Below are 25,146 nucleotides of genomic sequence, written 5' to 3'. Positions count from 1 at the left end.
CGTTATCTTTGCGGGAATAAATCTATCGAACAAAATGAAATTTTTTATTGACACTGCAAATTTAGAGCAAATTAAAGAAGCCAAAGACCTTGGAATTTTGGATGGTGTAACAACCAACCCGTCATTGATGGCGAAAGAAGGAATTCGCGGAGCTGAAGCAATCAAAGATCATTACAAAGCAATCTGTGAAATTGTAGACGGAGATATTTCTGCGGAAGTGCTTTCTACAACTTACGAAGAAATGATCAAAGAAGGTGATGAATTGGCGGCGATTCACCCAAACATTGTAGTGAAAATTCCAATGATAAAAGACGGGATCAAAGCTTTAAAATATTTTTCTGATAAGGGAATTAAAACTAACTGTACGTTGATTTTTTCTGCCGGGCAGGCTCTTTTGGCTGCGAAAGCTGGTGCGAGTTACGTTTCTCCATTCTTAGGGAGATTAGATGATATTTCTACAGACGGATTAAATTTAATCCAGGAAATTCGTTTGATCTTCGACAATTATATGTACGAAACTGAAATTTTGGCTGCGTCAATCCGTCATTCGATGCACATCATCGATTGTGCGAAGATTGGTGCAGATGTAATTACTTCTCCACTTCCTCCGATCTTGAGTCTATTGAAACATCCTTTAACAGAAAGCGGTTTGGCTCAGTTTGTTGCAGATTCTCAGAAACTAGCATAAATTTTAAACTTAAATATGAACGCCCGAAACTAAAGTTTCGGGCGTTTTTTATTGTAATAATTCGAATTCCAGGAGATTATTATTTTAGCATTTTTTTTTACTATTTTGGAAAATTTATGATTGAAACGTAATATAATTTTAACGAAAAAAACCTCTCAAAATGAGAGGTTTGAATATTATATAGAAAGAAGATTACAATAACAAAGTTAATGGACTTTCTAAATATGTTTTTAAAGTTTGTAAGAACTGAGCTCCTGTAGCACCGTCAACAACTCTGTGGTCGCAAGCTAAAGAAAGTTTCATGATGTTTCCTACAACAATCTGTCCGTCTTTTACAATTGGTTTCTCCACAATTGCACCTACTGAAAGAATTGCAGAGTTCGGTTGATTGATGATACTCGTGAAAGTTTCAATTCCGAACATTCCTAAGTTTGAAATAGAGAATGTAGATCCTTCCATTTCGTTTGCTTTAAGACCTTTAGATTTTGCTCTTCCGGCCATATCTTTTACAGCAGCAGAAATCTGGGTGTAATTCATCTGATCTGTATTCTTAAGAACCGGAACTACCAATCCGTCAGGAATCGCAACCGCCACTCCAACGTTGATGTTTCCTCTGTGAATCACTTTATCTCCTGCCCAGCTTGAATTCACTTGAGGATGTTTTCTTAAAGCAACTGCTGTCGCCTTAATAATCATATCGTTGAATGAAATCTTAGTATCTGGTAATGAGTTGATTTCTTTTCTCGCTTCGATCGCTTTATCCATGTTGATCTCCACCATCAGATAGTAATGAGGAGCTGAGAATTTACTTTCAGCAAGACGTTTTGCAATAATAGTTCTTACAGGCGAGTTTGGTGTCTCTGTATCTTCACCTTGAACAAAACTCAACGCAACCTGAGCTGCTGCATTGTTTTGTGTAGGAGCAGATTCGGTTTTTTGTGAAGGCTGATAATTTTCAATATCTTTTTTCACAATTCTTCCGTTTTCACCAGATCCCTGAAGACTGTTGATATCAACACCTTTATCCTGAGCCATTTTTTTAGCTAAAGGCGAAATTGCTACTCTATCTGAAGATGAAGTATTTACAGTTTGTGCAACCGATTTCTCTTCTGTCTTCGTTTCAGATTTTTGTTCGGCAGGTTTATCTTCAGATTTAGTTGTAGGTTTTGCAGCTCCAACACCTGAAACATCAGTTCCTTCAGGACCAATAATCGCCAAAACAGTATCAACTGGTGCAGCGCCGCCTTCTTCAACACCTTGTTTCAAAAGGATTCCGTTAAATTCAGATTCAAAATCCTGAACCGCTTTATCTGTTTCGATCTCAGCAAGAAGATCTCCTTCTTTTACTGTATCTCCAACGTTTTTGTGCCATTTTGCAACTTTACCTTCTGTCATTGTATCAGAAAGTCTTGGCATCGTAATCACTTCTACTCCTGCAGGAACTTCGGCCGAAGTTTCTTCAACACTTGTAGATTCATTTTCAGTTTTAGTTTCTTCCTGTGATTTTTTTTCTTCAGAAGCTCCTTCTGATGTTGTTGGGTTTCCTCCCTTTAATGCAGAAATATCTTCACCTTCCTGACCTATAATTGCTAAAACAGAATCTACTGCCGCAGCAGCACCTTCTTCAACTCCAACAAATAAAAGGGTTCCTTCAATTTCAGATTCAAAATCCTGAACAGCTTTATCTGTTTCAATTTCAGCTAAAATATCTCCTTCTTTTACTTTATCTCCTACTTTTTTATGCCATTTTGCCACTTTACCTTCCGTCATCGTATCGGAAAGACGTGGCATTGTAATAACTTCTGCCATAATCTATATTGATTTGAGATTCGAGATTCGAGATTTGAGATTAGATATCCCAAATTCAAAAAATCAAATTAATTATTATTTTTTAGTTTTCTAATTTGTCTAAGAATGGATAGTCTTCCTGAGCGTAAACATACTCATAGATTTTTTCTGCAGTAGGGTATGGAGAATTTTCCATAAACTCGATGCATTCTTCTACAAATTCTCTTGATTTGTTGTCTGTAGCTTCCAATTCTTCTTCTGTCGCCCAGTTGTTTTCTAAGATTCTCGCTTTGATCAATTCAATAGGATCGTCTTTTTTGGCAATAGCAACTTCATCCTTAGATCTGTATGGTTCTGCATCAGACATAGAGTGACCTCTGAAACGGTAAGTTCTGGCTTCGATAAATGTCGGTCCGTCACCTCTTCTTGCTCTTTCAATTGCTTCGTAAGCAGCTTCAGCCACTTTTTCAGGATCCATTGCATCTACAGCAAGGCAAGGCATTTCGTACCCTAAACCTAATTTGTAAATATCTTCGTGATTAGCAGTTCTTTTCACAGAAGTTCCCATTGCATATTGATTGTTTTCAACCACAAATACTACAGGAAGTTTCCAGTTCATTGCCATATTGAAGGTTTCGTGAAGAGAACCCTGTCTTGCAGCTCCGTCTCCGAAGAAACAAATGTTTACTGCTTTTCTGTCAAAGAATTTATCTGCAAAAGCAATACCTGCGCCCAAAGGAATTTGTCCTCCTACAATACCGTGACCTCCATAGAAACGGTGTTCTTTACTGAAAATGTGCATAGATCCTCCCATACCTCCGGAAGTACCTGTAGCTTTGCCACAAAGTTCTGCCATGATTCTTTTTGGGTCTACTCCCATTGCCATTGGATGAATATGACATCTGTAAGCAGTGATCATGCTGTCTTTAGTTAAATCCATTGCATGAGTAAAACCAGCAGGAATAGCTTCCTGACCGTTGTACAAATGTAAAAAACCTCTGATTTTTTGTTTTAAATAAAGAGAACGGCATTTGTCTTCAAACCTTCTCCACATTGTCATATCTTCATACCACTTCAGGTATATCTCTTTAGAAAATTCTTTCATGTGCTAGCTTCTTGCTTATTTATTATGAAATAGTTGAGCAAAAATATAAAAAAAACTTTGTTTTTATTATATACATACCAATTGTTTTTTTAGTTATAATGTTATATTTACATCACAAACTTCAATATGGAAGAAAAAAAGACCTCATTATTACAAATTGTTTCAAGAATTATTTCAGATTTTTTTAATCCGCTGGTTTCTCTGTTTATTTATTTTGTGTATTTCAGTATTCAGAATTACACTTTTAAAGATGCGCTAACACACTTTTTACCCATTTTGCTGATAACCATTCTTCCTGTCATTTTATGGATTGTTTGGAACGTAAAAACCGGTCGTTACACGAATATGGATGTATCCAATCGTGTTCAGAGAAAAAGCCTGTATATCTTCATTGCTGTTTGTATTATCTCTTACCTGACATTCAATTATATAAAAAACGGATTTATAGATTTTGTAATGTTGTTTATTCTGATCCTTTTATTCGCTTTACAATTCAGTAATTTATATATCAAAAGCTCGATGCACACTGCCTTCAATGTATTTGTAGCTGCTTTATTCTTTGCATTTGATATAAAAATCGGATTTGTGTGGTTAGCGATTGCAATCTTGGTAGGAATTACAAGAGTTATTCTGAAAAGACATACTGTAAAAGAAGTATTTATGGGAGCCGGTATCGCTGTTTTGGTTTCTTTTATTTATCTTTATTGCAACAATAAGTATCAACGCAACGATTTGCCAACTGAAGTGATTCCTGTGGAAACAACGATTAAATAAGCATTTTATAAAAATACTTATATTATAATTTTAAATTCAAATATGAAAATAAGTCATCTTACATCAGCAGAAGAAAATTTAATGAAGCTTTTTTGGGATCTCAATTCCTTTTATCTTAAAGATGTTATGGATAAACATTCTGAGCCCAAACCACATCAGAATACGGTTTCTACTTACTTAAAAATACTGGTTGAAAAAGGTTATTTATCTACGGAAAAAGAAGGCAGAATTTTTAAGTACAGCGTTGGTATTCCGTTCGATGACTATAAAAAATTCTTACTGAAAGAACTTACACAAGATTTCTTCAACAATTCAGGAAAAGAAATTTTAGAATTTTTGTTTAAAGAAAATCTGGTTTCAAAGGATGATTTCAAAGAATATTTCGAAACTGAAACGAAACCTGTAAAAGTAAAATCTCCGACATTGCAACTAGCTGAAGAAATTTTAAATCCGAAGAAAGAGAAAAAAGGAAAGGATAAGAAAAAGAAGAAGAAAAAAGAGTGATGGTTGTTTGTATTTTGTTTTAACTCATAAAAAAAGCGGCTAAAAAGCCGCTTCAATTTTTTACCAACGACTTCCGCCGCCTCCGTTACCTCCACGGTTGTTGTTGTTTCCGTAACCACCTCCAGAGTTGTTACCTCCTCCACGGTTGTTACCATAACTTCCACCTCCGCTTCTGTTATTATCAAAACTTCTTCTTGGTTTTTCTTCTCTTGGCTTAGCCTCAGACACGTTAAGAATCTTACCGTTAAGTTCTTTTTGATTAAGCGCTTCGATAGCCTGAGCTCCTTCTTCGTCACCCATTTCTACGAAACCGAAACCTCTAGAACGACCAGTTTCTCTGTCTGTAACAATTTTAGCAGATGATACATCGCCAAATTCTGCGAATAAATCGTGCAACTCATATTCTTTAGTTGCGTAATTGATGTTTGAAACAAAAATGTTCATTGTAAAAAAAAAATTAAAAATTAATATAAATTCTGGTATAAAAGAAAAGCAACATAATAATGAACATGATATTGATTCCTAATATAAACGCTTGCAAGATACAATTAAATTAAATATATCAAAACATTTTTTGAAGTATTTCATCGATTATATCAAATTTAACATTCAATTAATAAAATGCCTGTATAAATCAAGTCATTGCGGTCGTAAACTGCCATTTAAAGATCAAAACAATTAGGCAATTCTGCTATAATAACATCAACAAAGTCTTTAATATGGCTATAATTTCCATTAAATTCAATTATCCAGTTTTAAACCTTAAATTTGTATTTTTAATCATCTATAATATGAATTATCATACCAGAAAATGGGTAAAACCTGAAGACTTAAACCCTAACCAATCACTTTTCGGAGGAAAACTTCTGCAATGGATTGATGAGGAAGCTGCCCTATATGCTGTAATTCAGCTTGAAAATAAAAAGGTGGTCACCAAATATATTTCAGAGATTAATTTCGTAAGTTCTGCAAAACAAGGTGACATCATCGAAATTGGTATCGAGGTTTCGGCTTTCGGATCAACTTCACTTACTTTAAAATGTGCTGTACGAAATAAAATGACCCACCAAACCATCATTACCGTTGAAAAAATCGTAATGGTAAATCTTGATGAAGACGGAAATCCTAAGCCACACGGAAAAACAAAAGTAGAATTTGTAAAAGACAGACTGAGCAATCCGTTATGAAAATTTCAGTAAAAAATATGGTTTGTGACCGCTGTATTTCTGCTGTGGCAAATATTTTTGAAAAAGAGGAAATTAAGATAAAAGCCATCACATTAGGTGAAGTTGAGACCGAGTCTGAAATTCCAGAAAATCAACTTTTTGATATTGAGAAAAGGCTTGAAGAAATTGGCTTTGAAAGAATTAAAGATTCTGCACATCAACTGATTGAGAAAATTAAAAACCTGATTGTTTTAAAAGTTGGAAGATTAGATACTGACGAAAACTTTATATTGTCTAATTTTCTTAGCGATGCACTTCACAAAGATTATAGTGCCATATCAAAGGTGTTTTCACAAAACGAAAATATTACCTTAGAACAATATTATATTCTTCAGAAAATTGAAAAAGTAAAAGAACTGCTTTTCAATAACGATTTTACGCTGACCGAAATTGCAGGACATATGGGCTACAAAAGTGTACAGCATCTTTCATCCCAATTTAAAACTACTACAGGCCACACTCCTACTGAGTTTAAAAAACTTAAAGTCTTGGACAGAAAACCTCTGGATCAAGTGTGAGAGTTTAGAGTTTAGAGTTTAGATTCTCGTAATCCTTAAACTTTCTTTCACTCAAACTCTCCGGTTCTCTCTCTCTCACGAAAAACACCAAATTCTATAACTATTATCCTTAAATTTATAACAGTCTTCCATATTCATTTTGGAAATTTGTTGAATAAATTTAAAAATCATGCAACAGCAGTTTAAAATATTTGGGATGACCTGTTCAGGTTGTCAGAAGAAAATTTCAGAAAAACTTAATAGTCTGGAAAATATAAAAGCTGATGTCAATTTAGAAAGCAACACAGCAACCGTCAATTCTGATAAAGAAATTAATTTAGAAAAATTAAACACAGCTTTAGAAGAAATAGGAAATTACAAATTGGAAGATCCCAATCATCCCGAAAAAACTTTTCTAAAGCCACAAGATAGAGTTTCCCCATCTTCGGTTTACTATTGCCCGATGGAATGTGAAGGCGAAAAAGTATATTTTAAACAAGGTGAAAGATGCCCGGTTTGCCATATGTTTTTAGTTCCTATTGAGGAAAAACTGGCAAAAGACCCGAACTTCAAACCTGCTTTTTCCAAAACCAATTTACCCGAAAATTTTAAAGATCATATCGGTGATTATTACTGTCCGATGTTCTGCGAGAGCGATAAAATTTATGATGAAAAAGGCGATTGCCCGGTTTGCCATATGCATCTTGAAGAGATCACAGAAGATCTGGTTAAAAATTCCGTTACAAATCATTCACATTTTCATCAACATCATGAAGCTCCAAAAGTTACTGATGATATGGCGGGAAAATATTATTGCCCAATGTTTTGTGAGGGAGATAAAACGTATGATTCCAATGTTGGCTGCCCGGTCTGCGGGATGGATCTCGTAAAATATCCCGATAAAAATGGCAATAGCGAAGAAGATGAAACATTCAATATTTTAAAGAGAAAATTCATCACTTCATTAGCATTCACAATTCCTGTTTTCATTTTGTCAATGGGCGGAATGTTGATTGACTTTCCTTTTTCACATCAAATTCAAGGTTATATTGAATTTATCTTAACAATTCCCGTTCTGTTCTATTCCGGTTGGTTTTTGATGAAAAGAGGTTTTATTTCTTTCAAAACCTGGAACTTAAATATGTTCAGTCTGATTGCTTTAGGTGTTTCAGCTGCGTTTTTGTTTAGCATTATTGCTTTGCTTTTCCCGGATATTATTCCTCACGAAATTCGAGGTCACAGTCATGAAAGCCCATTGTATTTTGAAGCGGTTTGCGTGATTATTACTTTAGTGATCCTAGGTCAGCTTATGGAAGCTGCCGCTCACAAAAGAACAGGAAATGCCATCAAAGAACTGATGAGTCTTTCTCCGGATGAGGCCAATTTAATAGTAAATGGTGAGGAAAAAAAAGTTCCATTATCCGAAATAAAAATTGGAGATTTATTAAAAGTAAAACCGGGCGAAAAAATTCCTGTCGACGGAAAAATTACGGAAGGAAATTCTGTGATTGACGAAAGTATGATCACCGGCGAACCCATTCCTGTTGAAAAAAACCTGGATGATAAGGTAAGTTCAGGAACCATCAACGGAAACCAGGTTTTCATTATGAAAGCTGAAAAAGTGGGCGACGAAACTTTGCTTTCAAAAATCATTAAAATGGTGAACGACGCAAGCCGAAGCCGTGCTCCGATTCAGAAACTGACTGATAAAGTGGCAAAAGTTTTTGTTCCGACTGTTATTTTTGTTGCGGTAGTTACATTTATTTTATGGCAATTTTTTGGTCCTGAAGGTAAAAAAAGTCTGTTTGCTTTTGTAAATGCAGTTGCTGTTCTTATTGTGGCGTGTCCATGTGCTTTAGGACTTGCAACACCGATGTCTTTAATGGTGGGAATCGGAAAGGGTGCGAAGAACGGTATTTTAATTAAGAATGCCGAAGCACTTGAACAAATGAATAAAGTAAACGTTCTAATTACCGATAAAACAGGGACTTTAACCGAAGGCAAACCTTCTCTTGAGGCTATTGAAACTGTAAGTAATGATCAAAATTTAATTTTAAAACTGGCCTATTCGTTAAACCAAAATTCTGAACACCCATTATCCAATGCGGTCATTAAAAAAGCTAAAGAAAAAAATATTTCTGCTGAAAAAGTAAGTCAGTTTGAGAACATTTCAGGAAAAGGTGTAAAAGGAATCATTAACGGAAAAACAGTTTATCTAGGTAATGAAAACCTTCTGACTTCAAATCAAATTCAGATTCCTGAAATTTTAAAACAGAAAGCCATTGAAACCCAATCAAAAGCGCACACCATTTCTTATGTTGCACAGGAAAATGAAGTCTTAGGATTTTTAAGCTTCACCGACAAAATTAAAGCAAGCTCAAAAAGAGCAGTTGAATTATTGATCAATGACGGAATTGATGTCGTTATGATGACAGGCGACAATGAAGACACGGCAAAAGCCGTTGCAGATACACTGGGAATTAAACAATTTAGAGCAAATTGTCTTCCTGAGGATAAATTAAATGAAGTAAAAAAACTGCAGCAACAAGGAAAAATCGTAGCCATGACCGGTGACGGAATTAACGACTCCCCTGCTTTGGCACAGGCAAACATCGGAATTGCGATGGGAACAGGTACCGATATTGCCATCGAAACTGCTGAAATAACTTTATTAAAAGGTGATTTTATGGGAGTTGCCAAAGCTAAAATTCTGAGCGAAAAACTTCTAAAAAACATTAAAGAGAATCTGTTCTTTGCATTTATTTATAATGTTCTGGGAATACCGATTGCGGCAGGATTGTTGTATCCGTTTTTTGGAATTTTGCTGTCTCCGATGATAGCAGCAGCTGCAATGAGCATCAGTTCATTATCGGTAATTTTAAATTCATTAAGATTAAATTCTGTGGATTTAAATATTAAATAAAACTTGAGCCATCAAAAAAGATAATATTTCACAGCTTTTACTAAACTTAAAATGTTAAAATCTGACATGAAAAAAAAAATCTCTACATTGGTTGTTCCGGCTTTTACAACAATGATTGGAAGGGTTCGCTGTATCCTGAAGATGCAAAAAGTAAAGACTTTCTTATACTGTATTCTCAACAATTCAATGCGGTAGAAATTAACTCAACTTTTTACAGAAAACCTACCGCAAAAACACTTCAAAAATGGTTTGATGAAACTCCTGATGATTTTAAGTTTTTTATTAAAATACCAAAGGCTATTTCACATGATAAAAGTCTTGAAAACTGCAAAGAAGAAATCAGTGATTTCTGTGATCATATTCATACCCATTTAAAAGAAAAACTTTCCGGATTTTTATACCAGTTTCCGCCATCTTTTAAAAATACCGATCAACATTTGAAACTTATTTTGGAAAATATTGATTTTAGCTTTTTAAACGTTATCGAATTTCGTCATGAATCGTGGTGGACTGATGAAATTCTCAAGACATTGAAAGACAACAAAATTATTTTTTCCGGCGTAAGCTTCCCGGGAAACCTTCCGGAAGAAGTGATTCTCAATTCTGATGATTTTCTTTATTACAGACTTCACGGAAAACCCATTCTGTATAAATCAGAATATTCAGATGAATTTTTAAATGATTTAGCTGATACAATCAAAATTTCAGACAGAAAAACATTCATATTTTTCAACAATACCTGGGGAATATCTGCTATTAAAAACGGATTGTATCTTCAAAAAATATTGTCTAAATAATTATCATTAAAATTTAATTAAATCATCATTTTTTTTCACAAATATTGGTATTAAATTTGCTAATTGTAAAAATAGAATTTAACATTTTTTTAACAATTTAATATCCGACATTTTTTATGAAAAAAACCTTTGCGGAAAAGTCTTTTAACGGGACTTTTCTAGGGATGATTGCAGTAATAAGCGCAACATCAATTTTCTTTACGAGTTGTAATCAGAAAAAAGACATGAAAGCATCTGAAAAGATCATCTCCAAAGATCCTCCCGTCGCAAAGCAAAATTTACAATCAAATGATGAAGATATTATTTCAGACAAAAGAGTAATTTATCTCACTTTTGATGACGGTCCCAATCGTGGAACTGAAAATCTTCTTAAAATCCTTCATAAAAGAAATGTTTGTGCAACCGCATTTTTAGTAGGACAACATGCTAATGGCAGCAAAAAACAAAAAGATGACCTTGAATCTTTGAGGAGAGACAGGTTGATAGAATTAGCCAATCACAGCCACACCCATGCTCATAACAGATACACAGATTTCTACAAGAATCCTGCGGCTGTAATTCATGATTTTGATACGGCAAAAGACAGTTTAAAATTGCTGAATAAAATAGCAAGAACTCCGGGAAGAAATATCTGGAGACTTAATAACATTACAAGTACCGACATCAAAACTTCAGACGAAGCTGCGAATGTATTAAAAACAGCAGGCTATAAAATAATCGGTTGGGATTTAGAATGGAAGCCCACCCATAAAATGCAACTCAAAGATAATCATCAGGCAATGCTCAAAAAAGTGGACAGTATATTTTACAATGACTTAGAAAAAACTTCAAGACATTTGGTATTTCTCACGCATGACCAGTATCTTACAGATGCAGATTCTGTTAACGAACTTGATCTATTTATTGAAAAACTACAGAAAACCAATCGTTTCGTATTCAGGAAAATTTCAGAATATCCGAAAATCAATGAGGTTTTGAATTAAACGTAATCTCCCACAGATTTCACAGATGGTTTTGTGTAATTAAAAATATAAGACATGTCTGTGAAAATCTGTGGGATCTGTGGAATAATTTTTTCATAAAACTTCTCTTCCCAAAGTATTCCAGAATTTAATAGTTTTTCTTTTCGAAATTTCAGAAATTTGCATCCATGAGTATTCAGGAAAATTACAACATAATAAAAAATCAACTTCCGTCGACAGTTGAATTGGTAGTGGTTTCTAAAACACATCCTGTTTCAGCGATTCAGGAAGTATATGATTTGGGACAGAAAGTTTTTGGTGAAAACAAGGTTCAGGAATTGATTGAAAAATACCCTGTACTTCCGAAAGATATTCAGTGGCATTTGATCGGGCATCTTCAGACGAATAAAGTAAAATACATTGCAGAATTTATTGACACCATTCAAAGTGTTGATTCTGAAAAGCTTTTAAACGAAATCAATAAAGAAGCAGGAAAGCACAACCGAAAAATCAAAGTTCTTCTTCAGGTAAAAATTGCAGAGGAAGAAACTAAATTCGGTTTGGAAATAGAAGAAACGGTGAATTTATTTCAAAAATTTATTTCCGGTGAATTTCCAAACGTAAAGATTACAGGATTAATGGGAATGGCAACGTTCACTGATGATCAAAATCAGGTGAAATCGGAATTTAAAAAATTAAAAAGTCTTTTTGATGATTTAAGTCAGACCCAAAAATTAGAAACCCTTTCAATGGGAATGAGTGACGACTTTCCTCTTGCCATAGAGTGTGGAGCCAATTCTGTACGCGTTGGTTCAGCAATTTTCGGGCGAAGAGATTATTCTATATAATATATTTGGGAATGGTTTTTGATGCAAATCACGCAAAATTTACCTAAATTTGCAACTATGCTAAAAATACTGATAGTAGAAGACGAAAAAGCAATATCCGGAGTGCTACACAGCATTCTTTCGGACGAACTTGCTGATTATGAATTTGTAATTGCCGAGGATGGTCTTGAAGGTTACAAACAAATCGAAAAAGAAGATTTTGCTCTCGTGATTTCTGATATTAAGATGCCCAAAATGTCTGGTACAGAACTTCTTAAACAAAGTTTAGCATTAAAACCTGAAACCACTTTTATCATGATTTCCGGTCATGCAGATATTGATTCTGCGGTGGCTTGCCTGCGAGACGGTGCTTATGATTTCATCTCTAAACCAATTGACATTAACCGTTTGATTACCAGTGTAAAAAATGCTTTGGTGAAAGAGACATTAAAAAAGGAAAATAAAAATCTGCAGACCGAAAATAAAACGCTTAAGAAAAAAGTAAGCAAAAAATATCAGATGATCGGTGAATCTGCTCCACTAAAGAAAATTCAGGAGATGATTGAAAAAGTGGCAGTTTCTGACGCAAGAGTTTTGATTACAGGTCCTAATGGTGCAGGTAAAGAATTGGTTGCTCATGCGATTCATAATTTAAGCGAGAGATCAAGAGGTCCAATGGTAGAGGTAAATTGTGCTGCAATCCCTTCCGAACTGATAGAATCTGAACTTTTTGGTCATGTAAAAGGATCTTTTACCGGTGCCATTAAAGATAAGCAGGGTAAATTTGAACAGGCTAACTGCGGAACTATTTTCTTAGATGAAATCGGTGATATGAGTTTAATTGCTCAGGCTAAAGTTTTAAGAGCTTTACAGGAGAGCAAAGTTTCTCCGGTAGGAAGCGATAAAGAAATAAAAGTTGATGTAAGAGTGCTTGCAGCAACCAACAAAAATATGGCAGTTGAGATTGAAGCAGGAAGATTCAGAGAAGATTTGTATCACAGATTGTCTGTTATCGAGATCTACGTTCCGCCTTTGGATGAGAGAAAAGAAGACATCAAGCTGTTGGTCGATCACTTTTCAGGATTGATCTCTGACGAACACGGTACTGCTCTGAAAAAATTTGACGACTCTGCGATTGATGCGTTGAAAGCCCTGTCATGGACAGGAAATATCAGAGAGTTGAGAAATGTTGTGGAGAGATTAATTATTCTTGGAGGAACTACGGTTTCCGAAAAGGATGTTGCAAGTTTTGTGAGAAAATAATTTAATTATTAATTAAAATATAAAATAAAAATTTGCAGTAACTATACTGCAAATTTTTTTTGTCATCAATTATGAGTTTTTTAAATAAAAATTACACGAAAGAAGCCCTTGCATTGGCACTTCCGGTCATGCTTACACAAGTCGGCCAAGTCTCTGTTAACCTCTTCGACAACATTATTGTAGGGAAATTATTGGGTGCAGATGCGTTGGCGTCTGTTTCTTTGGGGAATGCGGTATTTTTCTCCATGTTTGTTTTGGCACTGGGTTTTTCTTTTGCCATTCCGCCATTGGTTTCAGAAGCGCACTCTCAGAATGATCATAAAACCATCAATTCAGTTTTCAGCCATGGTTTTGTGATCAATATGACCGTGGGAGTTATTTTGATGCTGGTCTTATTTTTAGGATTACCGCTACTCTATCATTCGGGTCAGCCTGAGAAAATCATTCCTGATACGGTAGATTTTTTATGGATTATGGCAATCAGCATTGTTCCTTTTATGGCATTTCAGACTTTGAGAGAGGTTTCCGAAGGATTATCATACACGATCGGAGTTACAAAAGCAACGATTATCGCCAACGTCATCAATATTGTTTTGAATTATGTTTTGATCAAAGGACTGTGGATCTTCCCTGAAATGGGTGTAAAAGGTTCGGCTTTGGCAAGTTTGATTGCAAGAATTTTCATGGTGGTTTTCCTTTATTTTGTTTTAATGAAAGAACCTAAAACCAGATTATACGTCAAAGAATTTTCATTAAAAATGCAGGTTTTCTCTAAGAATATGTTTGAAAAAATGATACGATTAGGTTTTCCTACCGCTTTGCAGATGTTCTTTGAGGTAACTGCTTTTGCAGGAGCAGCATTTATCTGTGGATTAATTTCGGCTCACGATATCGCTTCTCATCAAATTGCATTGAGCATGGCATCTTTTACTTTTAACTTATGTATAGGTTTCAGTGTAGCATCTACGGTGATGATCGGTAGAAAACTGGGCGAACAAAACTTTGTGGAACTAAGAAAAATAGGCATCAACAATTTAAAAATCGCATTTCTCTTCATGTGTCTTTGTGGAATCATTTTCATCTTAGGAAGAAATATTCTCCCTACATTTTTTACAAAACCGGAAGAAGTTGAAGTGATTATGTTGGCTTCAAAACTCATGATTATCGCAGCGCTATTCCAGCTTTCAGACGGCATTCAGGTGACTGCTTTGGGAATGTTGAGAGGTTTACAGGATGTGAAAATCCCTTCGATCATTACATTTATTGCGTATTGGCTGATTACAATTCCGTTAGGATATTTTCTCTGTGTAACTTTAAAAATGGGCGCTTTCGGAATGTGGATTGCGCTTGGATTGGGATTAACGATTTCAGCATTTATGTTGGTGAAACGTTTTCTCGATATGTCTGCGAGAAGAATTAAACAGGATTCATCCATTTAACTTAATTGGATTACATGGAAAATATAATCATTAAAAAAGTCAGTCTGAATGACATCAAAGAGCTTCAGACCATTGCAGAACAGACCTTCTTCGATACGTTCTCCCCGCACAACACGGAAGAAAATATGGCGAAATACATGAAGGAAGGGTTTACGGTTGACAAACTTACTGCTGAAATTCAAAACGAAGGTTCAGAATTTTTCTTTGCTCTCTCAGAAGATAAAGTGATTGGCTATTTAAAAGTAAATATCGGTAATGCACAAACAGAGTTACAGGACAGTGATGCTTTAGAAATCGAAAGAATCTATGTCTCAAAAGATTTTCACGGTAAAAAGGTCGGACAAATTCTTTACGACAAAGCTTTAGAAATTGCCAAAGAAAAAAATGCCCGTTATGTTTGGCTGGGCGTTTGGGAGGAGAACCCAAGAGCCATACAGTTTTATAAGAAAAATGGTTTTGTGGAATTTGACAAGCATATTTTTAAGTTTGGAAACGAAGAGCAGACGGATATTATGATGAAATTTGTATTGTGAAAAATCATTTCATAGCAATAAATATAATTAGCAAAAATAAAAGCGATCTGATTAGCGGTAAAAAATTCTTAAATATATTTTGGAAATTATTATGAGAAAAGAACGAAACCAAACTTACGGTAGACCGACTTCTATATCAGGAAAACAAAGACAAAACAGAAAAGATAGAATCTATATACGAAGAGAGACTGAAAGACAAGGATAAGATGATCCAGCAATTGCAGGAAATTATCAGCTCATTAAAAAGTAAATAAAAAAACTCGCTCAATATGAACGAGGTTTTGTCATTTTAAGCATTTCTAAGATAATTTTTATTTAGGAAATGAAGATACCCTGTATAATCATTAAATCACACCATCTTTTCCTTAAAGTCTTTCAAAGCTTTGTTCAGACTTCTGACGGTAGTTCCCAGATAAGCCGCCATGTCTTTTTTTGAAATCTTCATTTCCTTCGCTTTAAGCTCGAGAAGTTGAGACAAAGTATGTTCTGTTGAATGAAGCTGCTGATAAGATGATCGGTTTGAAGTATTAACAATACGTTCAGCAAAAACATCAAGCAATAAATTGTTTAAATCAATATTGCTTTTAATCAATGACTGAAAGTACGGGATCGTCATTGAAAAAACTGTAACTTCTGTGATAGCCTCTATACTACAGATACACGGAACATTCTTCATCACCTCTATTTCGCCGACAATCTCTCCTTTACCAAGGAATTCCACGATGTATTCCTGATCATTTTTTTCTGTGAAAAAGCATTTTGTAATTCCACTTTTAATGAGCATGATCTTAGTAGAAACTTCGTTTTGGGTCAATATTTTTTCTCCTTTTTCAAAAGAATCTACAATGATATTACCTTTGTTCTCCTGATTATTATATATTTTTTCTAAATAATCTAAAAATGGTTGGTTTGTTTTTAACATAACTTTTTTGTGAGAAAGATAACCTTTCGGAATCTAATATTTGTAGTGAATTTTGTCCTTGAAAATTACAAAAACTAACGTGAACATAATGTGAATTATTCTCATATATCTTCCATAAAAAAACTCGTTCTTTCGAACGAGTTTCAGTCATTATTTTTTCAGACATTTCTCCAAAAACTGATCCTGTTCCCAAAGCAAATGCAAAATGTTTTCTTTTGCAGCATAACCATGAGATTCTTTTGGTAAAAGAACCATTTTCACGGGAGCTCCCAAATTTTTCAAAGCCTGGAAATATCTTTCGGTCTGTAAAGTAAATGTTCCCGGGTTGTTGTCTGCATCACCGTGAATCAGCAGCAATGGTGTTTTCATCTTATCCGCATTCATAAATGGTGACATCGTATTGTAAATTTCAGGAACATCCCAATAATTTCTCTGTTCGCTCTGGAAACCAAAAGGTGTTAAAGTTCTGTTGTAGGCACCACTTCTTGCAATTCCGCAGGCATAATCTTTAGAATGTGTCAAAAGATTGGCAGTCATAAATGCACCGTACGAATGTCCGCCAACAGCCACTTTATTTCTGTCAATATATCCCAACTGATCTACTGCATCAATGGCAGCTTTTCCATTGGCAACCAACTGTGGAATGAAGGTGTCGTTCGGTTCTGTTTTTCCTTCACCGATGATCGGGAATGCGGCATCATCAAGCACGGCATACCCTTTGGCTGTCCAATACACAAACGAACCGTAGTATGGGAATGTAAAGTCGTTCGGGTTTTGCGTATTCTGACCTGCCGTGTTTTTATCTTTATATTCTGTAGGATATGCCCAGATCAACAAAGGAAGTTTTTCTTTTTTCGCTTTTCTGTCATAGTTCGCTGGTAAATAAAGTGTTCCTGTTAAAGTAACACCATCATTTCTTTTATAAGTAATCACTTCTTTGTAAACATCTTTAATGCTTTCAAAAGGATTCGCAAAATTGGTTATCGCTTCAGTTTTATTGTTTTTAATATTTTTCTTGAAATAATTCGGGTACTGACTTGCAGACTGCTGAATCATTAATACCTCTCCTTTTGCGGGATTGATGATATCGATTATTTCTTCTTTGGCACCTTTGAGATTAGACATGTAGAGTCTTTTCTTTTTTAAAGATTTCATGTCCATTTCATCTATGAATGGATGTTGACCTTCTTTGGTAAATCCGGCACCGATGAGATAAGCTTTGTCATTTTTCATATCTAAAACATATCTTCCGAAATTATTTTTAGTGGTATTAAAAGTTCCCGGATCGCTGTAAACGTCCTGGTAATTTCTATCTTCTATGATCTGCGATTTTCCGTCATTTAAATCTACCAGATAAGATTTTGTATTTCGGGTATCATACCAACCTTCGGAAACGATTGCGTAATGATTATTCGTCCAGCTCGTCCCTTCATAGCGCTGTTTAGTTTTGAAGAAAGATCTCGGCTGTGCAGTAAACGGTGCTTCCCATGTGAAAATTTCATCTCTGAAATCCACTGTTTTCGACTGATCTCCTCCATCCAGTGCTTCAGCATAAACTAAAGTGGCAGGCTGATCGGCTCTCCAGCTCATGTCTCTTTTCCCGGTGCGTACAGATGAAAATCCTTTCGGCATTATTTCATTTAACGGAATTTCGTTCACAACTTTTACCGTATTTCCTTTAGCATCATAAACCGTTGTGGTCATAGGAAATCTGCTCAAAGGAACGATGTATGAAAAAGGTTTTTTAACAGTGGTCAACATCAGATAATTTCCGTCTGGAGAATAGCTGATTCCGCTATATAAATCCTGATCTTTTATCTTTTTTAAATTTCCGTTTAAATCAACATTATATAATTCAGACGCCGTAAGGATTTCAAAATTCTTTTCATCCTGCGGATTTTTAAGCAAATCCTGATACGTTCTGTTCTGAGAAACTTTTCCGTCAGCTGTAGAAACAATAGGGCCTGTAGGAAGATCTTTTGAAGAATCTGTTAATCTACCTCTGTTATCGGGAAGAACTTTAATCAGGAAACTCTGAGAATCTTTTATCCAGGTGTAAGGATTTCCTAAATTGGCATTCAGATTATCTTTAGTTATCTTTTTTGCTGTTGCGGTTTCAAGATCAACAACCCAAAGTTCAACTCCTTTATCGGTAGTGTTTGTGAAAGCTAATTTTTTCTCATCAGGTGAAAAGGAAGTATTGGTGATTTTAGGATTTGTCGGCAGACCTTTTACCTGAATTTCCATTTTGTCATTCATCTTTCTCACTTTCAGATTGTAAGAATATGATGTTGAACTTGAAATATTAGTTACCGGATTGATTCTCAAACCACCCAGTTTCATTTCCTGCTGATTAAGATCATCCAATGTTTTGTAGGTCGGACGGTATACAAAAACAACCCAGTCTTTTTTGGAATTGGTTAAAACACTTGGTGGTCTGTCATAATCTGCGAGTTTTAAAATTTCCGCAGAAGGCTTTTGGTAAGAAATATTTTCCTGTGCTTCGTAAAAATTGAGAAACGCCAATAAACAAATGGTTAATTTGATCTTCATTACTTTTTGATTTGATACGAATTTAATGAAAAGTATTTAACCACAAAAGGGACAACCTATACAAAACAAAATACTCTCATAAAATAATTGATATGATCATTCACCAGACATTCAATCACAAAAAAAGCGGCAATAAATTACCGCTTTGTATATATTTAAAATAAAGTTTACCATTCTGATGCCCTTCTTCTCTTTTCTATCATATGATCTATAGAGAACTTTCCTGCCCCGAATGTGATGATGAGTGCATACACTGAAAGATACAATAAACTCATTTCTCTTTTATCAAAAGGGTCTGAACCATGAACTACGAATGCTGCAATTCCCATCGTGAACAGTAAAAATCCGCCGGCAATTCTTGTGAAAAGACCTAAGATGATGAAAATTGAACAGACAAATTCTGCAAATACAGTCAGTATTAAAGAAATCTTCAGTTCCAATCCTATGAAATCGTAGAACTGAATTTCGCCTCCATTCAATAATTGCTGAAGTTTCGGAAAACCGTGAGAAAGCATGGCAAAACCTACAAATAATCTCACAATACACAAAACGATGTCTATAATGATGGGATTAGTTTTTGAATTTAAGTAGCCCATTAAATTAAAAATTTAGTTTAAAGATAATAAAATCTTTTGATACAACGATGTATATTGACTTTTTAGTCTATCTGTACCCGAAATTCTTCAGATCTCTGTCGTTCTTTCTCCAGTCTTTTTTCACTTTTACAAACAGATTCAAATGTATTTTTTTAGAAAAAAACTTCTCCAGATCTATTCTTGCTTCTGTTCCTACTTTTTTGATAGCCTCTCCTTTATGTCCGATTATGATTCCTTTCTGGGTATCTCTTTCCACATAAATAATTGAATCAATGAAAATAATTCCTTCGTTTTCTTTGAACATTTCAGTCACAACTTCCACAGAATAAGGAATTTCTTTGTCATAATTCAAAAGAATTTTCTCACGAATCGCTTCGTTTACAAAAAATCTTTCCGGCTTATCGGTGTACATATCTTTATCGTAGTACGCCGGACTTTCCGGTAACATAGATTTTAATTTTGGTAAAATAATATCTGTGTTGAAAGCCTTTAATGCAGAAATAGGAAGAATCTCGGCTTTAGGAATTCTTTCGTGCCATTCGGTAGCTATCTTTTCAAGACCTTCCTGATTAGTCTGATCAATTTTATTTAATAATAATAAAACCGGAACCGGGATTTTGTTTAATTTTTCAATTAAAAATTCTGATTGTTCAGATTTATCCGTAACATCTACAATGAAAAGAAAAACGTCTGCATCCTGTAAAGAATCTTTCACAAAATCCATCATTTTTTCCTGTAAACCGTATTTTGGATCTAAAACTCCCGGAGTGTCAGAAAATACGATCTGTAAATCTTCTTCATTATAAATTCCAAAAATTCTATGTCTGGTTGTCTGTGCCTTCTGGGTAACAATTGCCAGTTTCTCACCCATTAATTCATTTAAAAGGGTTGATTTTCCGGCGTTTGGCTTTCCAACAATATTTACAAATCCTGCTTTATGCATATAAAAAAATTAAGTCGCTTTTATTACGATTTGCAAAGTTAGTAAAACAAAAATTGACTTTCTTCAATATTACATTTAAAAGACATAATTTTACCGTTTAGGATAAATTTTAAAGATTATTTGGTTATGAATTGGATTATTTTAATTATTGCAGGACTGTTTGAAGTGGGCTTCGCTTCTTGTTTAGGAAAAGTAAAAGAAACCTCAGGAACGACAATGTATCTTTGGTTTGGAGGATTTTTAGTTTGTCTTACCATCAGTATGCTTTTATTAATTAAAGCAACACAAACACTTCCTATAGGAACAGCTTATGCCGTCTGGACGGGAATTGGTGCTGTAGGAACCGTTCTAATGGGTATTCTTGTTTTTAAAGACCCTGTAAGTTTCTGGCGAATGTTCTTTATCTGTACATTGATTGGTTCTGTTATCGGTCTGAAAGCTGTTTCTCATTAATTTTTAAAATAAAAAACGTATCAATTAAATTTAACGCATATCACCATCTGTAGATTCTTTTTATTTAATATCTTTAAATAAAATTTTCCATGAAAAAATCTTTATTCATTTTAACCTTTTCGAGTCATCTTGTTTTTGCACAAAGTGCTGAACTTTTTAACAACAGTTGGTACATTTCGCAAATAATCACTAATGGTCAAAGCGTAACCACTCCTGCAATGAATTTTAGTACTCCGGCTTCAATGTTTTTGCAAAATGGCTCCGAATACGTTTTTACTTCCAAATATTTTAATACGGCAACATCGAATATTACTTTTTCGCCAACACTCAGCAATTTCACAAAAAATGGCGGAGGATGTACATTGGCTGATTATTGGGGAACAAATATGACTGCTGTACAAGGTTTTGACCAAAAGAACTGCGACTTTTATATTGGGAATCCTTCTGTACCTGTTCCGGCAGGAACATTATACAATTATCAAATTATAAATAACGGAACATCAAAAACATTAATAATTACAAACCCGACATCGGGAACGCAAATATTTTACAACAATTCGATACTTGGTACAAAAGAAGATGTGCTGAAAAAGAATTTCAAAATGTTCCCAAATCCTTCAAAAGATTTTTTGATTATTGAGAATATTGAAAGAAATTTGAATCTCAAGATCTATGAAACTTCAGGAAAACTGGTTTATGAAACTCTGACTTCGGGAAAATCAATTAAGATCGATGTAAGTCATTTTCAAAAAGGCCAATATATTCTGATGATTGAAAATTTGAAACCTGAGTTTTTTATAAAAGATTAATTTACAATTTTGCTTATAAAAAAACGTCTTCAAAATTGAAGACGTTTTTTATTTTTTATAAACAACAGGTAAAATTTCGTTGTGATTGAGTCCGTATTTTAAAATTTCAGCGTCGCTGAACTGTTTTGAGTAGAAATTAGGTTCAGTTTCGAAACCCGCTTTTCTCAGACGGTCAAAATAATCCATTCCGTACCAGCGAACATGATCGTACTGCCCGAAATGTTTCTGACGTTCTTTCGGATCTTTTATGGTAAAATCTTCATAGGTTTTCTCCAAAGAGTTTTTCATCGGCACCTGAATAATTCCCCATCCTCCCGGTTTCAAAACACGATACAACTCGCTCATTGCTTTTGCATCATCTTCAATATGTTCTAAAACATGATTACAGAAAATCACATCAAAACTTTCGTTCTCAAAAGGCAAATCTAATATATCAGCTTTCACATCTACAATCGGCGAATACAAATCTGCCGAAATATAATTGAGATTGCTCATTCTTTTAAACTTTCTAAGAAATTCCTGTTCAGGAGCAATGTGCAGAACTTTGGCATTTTTAATGAAAAAATCGGTTTCGTTCTGAAGATATAACCACATTTGACGGTGTCTCTCTAAGCTTAAAGTTCCCGGTGATAAAGCGTTTTCCCTTTGTTTTCCGTAACCGTACGGTAGAAATTTCCGGTAAGACCTTCCATCAATCGGGTCGAAAAACTGATCTCCTTTAAAAAACTGGTAAATTAAAGGACGCGCCCAAACACTCATCTGAATAAGCATCGGACGAGGGATTTTATTTAGCAAAAGCTTAGTAAGTTTTTTCACTTTTTATTTTATAAAAAGCTGCGAAGCAGCAATATGTTGGTAGTTATTGATGATGTTGTGTCCAACATATCGGCGCTGCGCGCCTTATTATTTTGTTAATTGCAATATTTTTTATCTACACTTCAAGTCTTCATCCTTTCAAAGCATCTAAAAATCAAATTGAAATGGCTTTTCATCGTCACTTTCAATGCCTAAAGCTTCGTTAACATACTTGAATGTAGAAAGTAAAACAGGTTTACCGTTTACAACCGCAACATCATGTTCAAAATGTGCTGAAGTAAGATTATCTAAGGTAGTTACCGTCCAACCATCATTGTGGAATTTCACTTTTTCAGTTCCCATATTGACCATTGGCTCGATGGCAATCGTTAAACCATCTTTAATGATTTTACCACTGCCCTGTCTTCCGTAGTTGGGAACGTTGGGTTCTTCGTGCATTTTTCTGCCTAAACCATGACCTACCAATTCTCTTACGACACCATAGCCTTGCTTCTCACAATGTGACTGGATAGCATGAGAAATATCTCCTATTCTTTTTCCTCTCACACATTGTTCAATGCCTTTGTACAAAGATTCTTTAGTAACCTTGAGTAGTTTTTTGATCTCAGGTTTTACTTCACCAATCTCAAAAGTATAAGCGTGATCGCCTACGAAACCATTCAAAATAGCTCCGCAATCGACAGAAAGTACATCACCCTCTTTGATTTCTTCTTTATTCGGGAAACCATGCACAACTTGCTCATTAGGTGAAATACATAATGAATACGGAAAACCTCCGTATCCTAAAAATGCCGGTTCTGCGCCATGATCTTTGATAAAATCGTGAGCTAATTTATCTAAATATAAAGTAGTAATCCCAGGTTTGATTTCTTTCGCCAACATTCCTAATGTTCTGGAAACCAGCTGAGCACTTTCTCTCATAAGACGAATTTCGTCTATTGTTTTTAATTGAATCATTGTTTTGTTTAGATATTAGAACTTAGATGTTAAAAATTAGATTAAAAGCTTCTAGCATTTTTTTCATAACATCTAATATTTTCTGATTAAAATTTTAAAATTAAAAGCTGATTTAAAAACTAATTTCTAATATCTAACTTCTAATTTCTTAAATCTTACCAGAATAAACCTTTTTTCTTTTCTTTTTTTAGTTTTGAATAGGCTAAAACTTCTTTGCCTTCAACACGGAACTCAATTCTATCGTTAATAATATTATAGATTTCTCCCCATCCCGGAAAGCCTCCCAAATTTCTGTCATCAATAAACCAATCTGCATCGAGTTTTCTGGATTGAGTTTCGCTGTCAAAAACTTCTCCCTCAAAGCTAGAATTAATTGCATAAAACTCGATTCCGTTTTTTTTACAGAATTCTACCGCTTCATCAAGGGTTTTGCCGTGTCTGTACGTCCAGAGTATCAATCTGTAACCTTGAGCCTGCAATTTTTTTAAAGTTTCAAATGCGAAAATTTTTGTCTTTCCTATTCCGGGATATGCATCGTCAACGATTGTTCCGTCAAAATCTACTGCAATTTTTTTATTACTAATCATTTTGTTCTTTTTAGCCTGGCAAAGATAATAAATAAAAAAAGAGTGTCGAAAAAACATCCGACACTCTGAATTATAATTTACTATTAAATTGAAATTTTATTGCTTTACCCAGCTAAACTCAAATTGTAAATCCGGAGTAGAAACTCTGTCTGTGATTTTTTGTAATCTTGAAGGAAGCTTCATTAAATATTCCTGAGCCTTCTCTGCTTTTTCAGTAAGACCTGTTACGTGTTCGATTTTCCATTCATCTAACAAATCTTTCATGATATTGATATAATCCTGACCTGTATAAACCATACATCTTTGCGCTGCATCTGAAAAATGTCCCCAAAGTTCACCAGCTTTTTGACCAGACTGTCTCATCATATGTGCAGGCATTACAATTTTTTTACGCATCATATCTTCAAATGCCAAGATCATTTCTGAAGGATCAAGTTCTAGAATCTTTGCTACAAAGTGCTTATATGCTTTGGCGTGTCTTGCTTCATCTGCGGCAATTACTGCACACATTTTAGCCAGTTTTGTATTGCCAGATTGTTTTGCTAAAGTACCTACTCTTCTGTGAGAAATATTGGTCGCTGTTTCCTGAAAGCTTGTATAGACGAAGTTTCTGTAAGGATCCATACTTGTACCGATATCGAAACCATCACTGATTAAATATTGTGTAGTGATCTCAACCTGTCTCATGTTCACTCTTCCACAGAGATAAAGATATTTGTTCAGTAAATCTCCATGTCTGTTTTCTTCACCCGTCCAAGATCTGATCCAGTTTGCCCAGCCAACTCTATTGTCTTCCTGATTGATACCATCAACACCCATTAACCAAGATTCATAAGATGGTAAAGCTTCCTCAGTGATACAATCACCAATCAATGTTACGAACAAATCGTAAGGCATTTCCCGGGCGAATGTCTGAATTTCATCCAGATCGTATTTGAAATCATCACTTGAAGGATCCGGAAGAAAATCTGACGGCTGCCAGATTTTTTCAATTGGAGTTAAAAATCTTTCAAGAAAAGAACCTACTTCCTTTTCCAAAATACCCATTACCTCTTTCCTTACGAGCTTGTTGTACATTTTGATACGTTTATGAATTGCAAATATATTAATATTTTACTATTTGTAGCATATCGTTCTATGCTTGTCATAATAGGTCTGACATAAATCATACCGTTATTTGAATA

General features: G+C 34.7%; 26 protein-coding genes. 15 read left to right on the top strand and 11 right to left on the bottom strand.

Translation table 11 applies throughout. The annotated features are described in order from the left end of the window. Positions 1–34 precede the first annotated feature (34 nt). Positions 35–688, top strand: a complete 654-nt coding sequence (fsa, locus tag ACZZZA_RS13000) for a fructose-6-phosphate aldolase (RefSeq protein WP_463432398.1) — start codon at positions 35–37, stop codon at positions 686–688. Positions 689–880: 192 nt separating this feature from the next. On the opposite strand, the gene ACZZZA_RS12995 is transcribed toward fsa, so the two are convergent. Together ACZZZA_RS12995 and pdhA are read right to left on the bottom strand one after the other, a co-directional pair. Next, the gene (locus ACZZZA_RS12995; protein WP_463432396.1) at positions 881–2,497 is read right to left on the bottom strand and encodes a dihydrolipoamide acetyltransferase family protein; all 1,617 of its coding nucleotides are present in this window, start codon (positions 2,495–2,497) and stop codon (positions 881–883) included. 82 nt (positions 2,498–2,579) lie between these two features. Further along, on the bottom strand, positions 2,580–3,581 hold the full coding sequence (pdhA, locus tag ACZZZA_RS12990; RefSeq protein WP_463432394.1) for a pyruvate dehydrogenase (acetyl-transferring) E1 component subunit alpha: 1,002 nt from the start codon (positions 3,579–3,581) through the stop codon (positions 2,580–2,582). Between the two features lie 126 nt (positions 3,582–3,707). On the opposite strand from pdhA, the gene ACZZZA_RS12985 reads away from it, so the two are divergent. Beyond that, complete coding sequence (locus ACZZZA_RS12985) at positions 3,708–4,355, top strand: phosphatase PAP2 family protein (protein ID WP_463432392.1); 648 nt, start codon at positions 3,708–3,710, stop codon at positions 4,353–4,355. Between the two features lie 42 nt (positions 4,356–4,397). After that, positions 4,398–4,859, top strand: coding sequence for a BlaI/MecI/CopY family transcriptional regulator (locus tag ACZZZA_RS12980; protein ID WP_463432390.1), 462 nt, complete (start codon positions 4,398–4,400; stop codon positions 4,857–4,859). A gap of 60 nt (positions 4,860–4,919) precedes the next feature. On the opposite strand, the gene ACZZZA_RS12975 is transcribed toward ACZZZA_RS12980, so the two are convergent. Next, positions 4,920–5,303, bottom strand: coding sequence for an RNA recognition motif domain-containing protein (locus ACZZZA_RS12975; RefSeq protein ID WP_463432388.1), 384 nt, complete (start codon positions 5,301–5,303; stop codon positions 4,920–4,922). A gap of 347 nt (positions 5,304–5,650) precedes the next feature. On the opposite strand from ACZZZA_RS12975, the gene ACZZZA_RS12970 reads away from it, so the two are divergent. The 10 genes from ACZZZA_RS12970 (at position 5,651) to ACZZZA_RS12925 (ending at position 15,326) form a co-directional block, all read left to right on the top strand. After that, positions 5,651–6,046, top strand: a complete 396-nt coding sequence (locus ACZZZA_RS12970) for an acyl-CoA thioesterase (protein ID WP_463432386.1) — start codon at positions 5,651–5,653, stop codon at positions 6,044–6,046. Then, a complete protein-coding gene (locus tag ACZZZA_RS12965; RefSeq protein WP_463432384.1) occupies positions 6,043–6,603 on the top strand; it encodes a helix-turn-helix domain-containing protein in 561 nt (186 codons plus the stop codon). Before ACZZZA_RS12970 ends, ACZZZA_RS12965 begins: the two co-directional genes overlap by 4 nt. Positions 6,604–6,772: 169 nt before the next feature. Then, positions 6,773–9,505 (top strand): heavy metal translocating P-type ATPase, encoded by a 2,733-nt coding sequence (locus tag ACZZZA_RS12960; RefSeq protein WP_463432382.1) that lies wholly within the window; start codon positions 6,773–6,775, stop codon positions 9,503–9,505. A 66-nt stretch (positions 9,506–9,571) separates the two neighbouring features. Next, positions 9,572–9,700, top strand: coding sequence for a hypothetical protein (locus tag ACZZZA_RS12955; protein WP_463432380.1), 129 nt, complete (start codon positions 9,572–9,574; stop codon positions 9,698–9,700). Beyond that, positions 9,670–10,302 carry a DUF72 domain-containing protein gene (locus ACZZZA_RS12950; protein WP_463433778.1) on the top strand — a complete coding sequence of 211 codons (633 nt, stop codon included), beginning with the start codon at positions 9,670–9,672 and terminating at the stop codon, positions 10,300–10,302. Before ACZZZA_RS12955 ends, ACZZZA_RS12950 begins: the two co-directional genes overlap by 31 nt. Before the next feature lie 116 nt (positions 10,303–10,418). Further along, positions 10,419–11,285, top strand: a complete 867-nt coding sequence (locus ACZZZA_RS12945) for a polysaccharide deacetylase family protein (RefSeq protein ID WP_463432378.1) — start codon at positions 10,419–10,421, stop codon at positions 11,283–11,285. 167 nt (positions 11,286–11,452) lie between these two features. Then, positions 11,453–12,112 carry a YggS family pyridoxal phosphate-dependent enzyme gene (locus ACZZZA_RS12940; protein ID WP_463432376.1) on the top strand — a complete coding sequence of 220 codons (660 nt, stop codon included), beginning with the start codon at positions 11,453–11,455 and terminating at the stop codon, positions 12,110–12,112. A gap of 57 nt (positions 12,113–12,169) precedes the next feature. Continuing rightward, complete coding sequence (locus tag ACZZZA_RS12935; RefSeq protein ID WP_463432374.1) at positions 12,170–13,354, top strand: sigma-54-dependent transcriptional regulator; 1,185 nt, start codon at positions 12,170–12,172, stop codon at positions 13,352–13,354. A 71-nt stretch (positions 13,355–13,425) separates the two neighbouring features. Continuing rightward, positions 13,426–14,793: an MATE family efflux transporter gene (locus tag ACZZZA_RS12930; RefSeq protein ID WP_463432372.1), complete on the top strand. Its 1,368-nt coding sequence runs from the start codon at positions 13,426–13,428 to the stop codon at positions 14,791–14,793. A 14-nt stretch (positions 14,794–14,807) separates the two neighbouring features. Next, on the top strand, positions 14,808–15,326 hold the full coding sequence (locus ACZZZA_RS12925; protein WP_463432370.1) for an N-acetyltransferase family protein: 519 nt from the start codon (positions 14,808–14,810) through the stop codon (positions 15,324–15,326). A 349-nt stretch (positions 15,327–15,675) separates the two neighbouring features. On the opposite strand, the gene ACZZZA_RS12920 is transcribed toward ACZZZA_RS12925, so the two are convergent. The 4 genes from ACZZZA_RS12920 to era form a co-directional block, all read right to left on the bottom strand. Beyond that, positions 15,676–16,248: a Crp/Fnr family transcriptional regulator gene (locus ACZZZA_RS12920; RefSeq protein ID WP_463432368.1), complete on the bottom strand. Its 573-nt coding sequence runs from the start codon at positions 16,246–16,248 to the stop codon at positions 15,676–15,678. Positions 16,249–16,398: 150 nt separating this feature from the next. Further along, positions 16,399–18,801 carry an alpha/beta hydrolase family protein gene (locus tag ACZZZA_RS12915; RefSeq protein ID WP_463432366.1) on the bottom strand — a complete coding sequence of 801 codons (2,403 nt, stop codon included), beginning with the start codon at positions 18,799–18,801 and terminating at the stop codon, positions 16,399–16,401. A gap of 167 nt (positions 18,802–18,968) precedes the next feature. After that, complete coding sequence (locus ACZZZA_RS12910) at positions 18,969–19,397, bottom strand: DoxX family protein (protein WP_463432365.1); 429 nt, start codon at positions 19,395–19,397, stop codon at positions 18,969–18,971. A 67-nt stretch (positions 19,398–19,464) separates the two neighbouring features. Beyond that, positions 19,465–20,340: a GTPase Era gene (era, locus tag ACZZZA_RS12905; RefSeq protein ID WP_463432363.1), complete on the bottom strand. Its 876-nt coding sequence runs from the start codon at positions 20,338–20,340 to the stop codon at positions 19,465–19,467. A 126-nt stretch (positions 20,341–20,466) separates the two neighbouring features. On the opposite strand from era, the gene ACZZZA_RS12900 reads away from it, so the two are divergent. Together ACZZZA_RS12900 and ACZZZA_RS12895 are read left to right on the top strand one after the other, a co-directional pair. After that, positions 20,467–20,793 (top strand): DMT family transporter, encoded by a 327-nt coding sequence (locus ACZZZA_RS12900; protein ID WP_463432361.1) that lies wholly within the window; start codon positions 20,467–20,469, stop codon positions 20,791–20,793. 89 nt (positions 20,794–20,882) lie between these two features. Further along, on the top strand, positions 20,883–21,602 hold the full coding sequence (locus ACZZZA_RS12895) for a T9SS type A sorting domain-containing protein (RefSeq protein WP_463432359.1): 720 nt from the start codon (positions 20,883–20,885) through the stop codon (positions 21,600–21,602). A gap of 48 nt (positions 21,603–21,650) precedes the next feature. Here the strand turns inward: ACZZZA_RS12895 and ACZZZA_RS12890 are convergent, their stop codons facing one another. From ACZZZA_RS12890 to ACZZZA_RS12875, 4 genes are all read right to left on the bottom strand, one after another. After that, a complete protein-coding gene (locus ACZZZA_RS12890; RefSeq protein ID WP_463432357.1) occupies positions 21,651–22,418 on the bottom strand; it encodes a class I SAM-dependent methyltransferase in 768 nt (255 codons plus the stop codon). Positions 22,419–22,565: 147 nt separating this feature from the next. Next, a complete protein-coding gene (gene map, locus ACZZZA_RS12885; protein WP_463432355.1) occupies positions 22,566–23,375 on the bottom strand; it encodes a type I methionyl aminopeptidase in 810 nt (269 codons plus the stop codon). Between the two features lie 155 nt (positions 23,376–23,530). Next, complete coding sequence (locus ACZZZA_RS12880) at positions 23,531–23,962, bottom strand: BT0820 family HAD-type phosphatase (protein ID WP_463432353.1); 432 nt, start codon at positions 23,960–23,962, stop codon at positions 23,531–23,533. A gap of 96 nt (positions 23,963–24,058) precedes the next feature. After that, on the bottom strand, positions 24,059–25,039 hold the full coding sequence (locus ACZZZA_RS12875) for an acyl-ACP desaturase (RefSeq protein ID WP_463432351.1): 981 nt from the start codon (positions 25,037–25,039) through the stop codon (positions 24,059–24,061). Positions 25,040–25,146: the final 107 nt, after the last annotated feature.

Source organism: Chryseobacterium sp. AC405b, from assembly GCF_979258685.1.
This window is presented reverse-complemented; position numbering and strand designations above follow the sequence as displayed.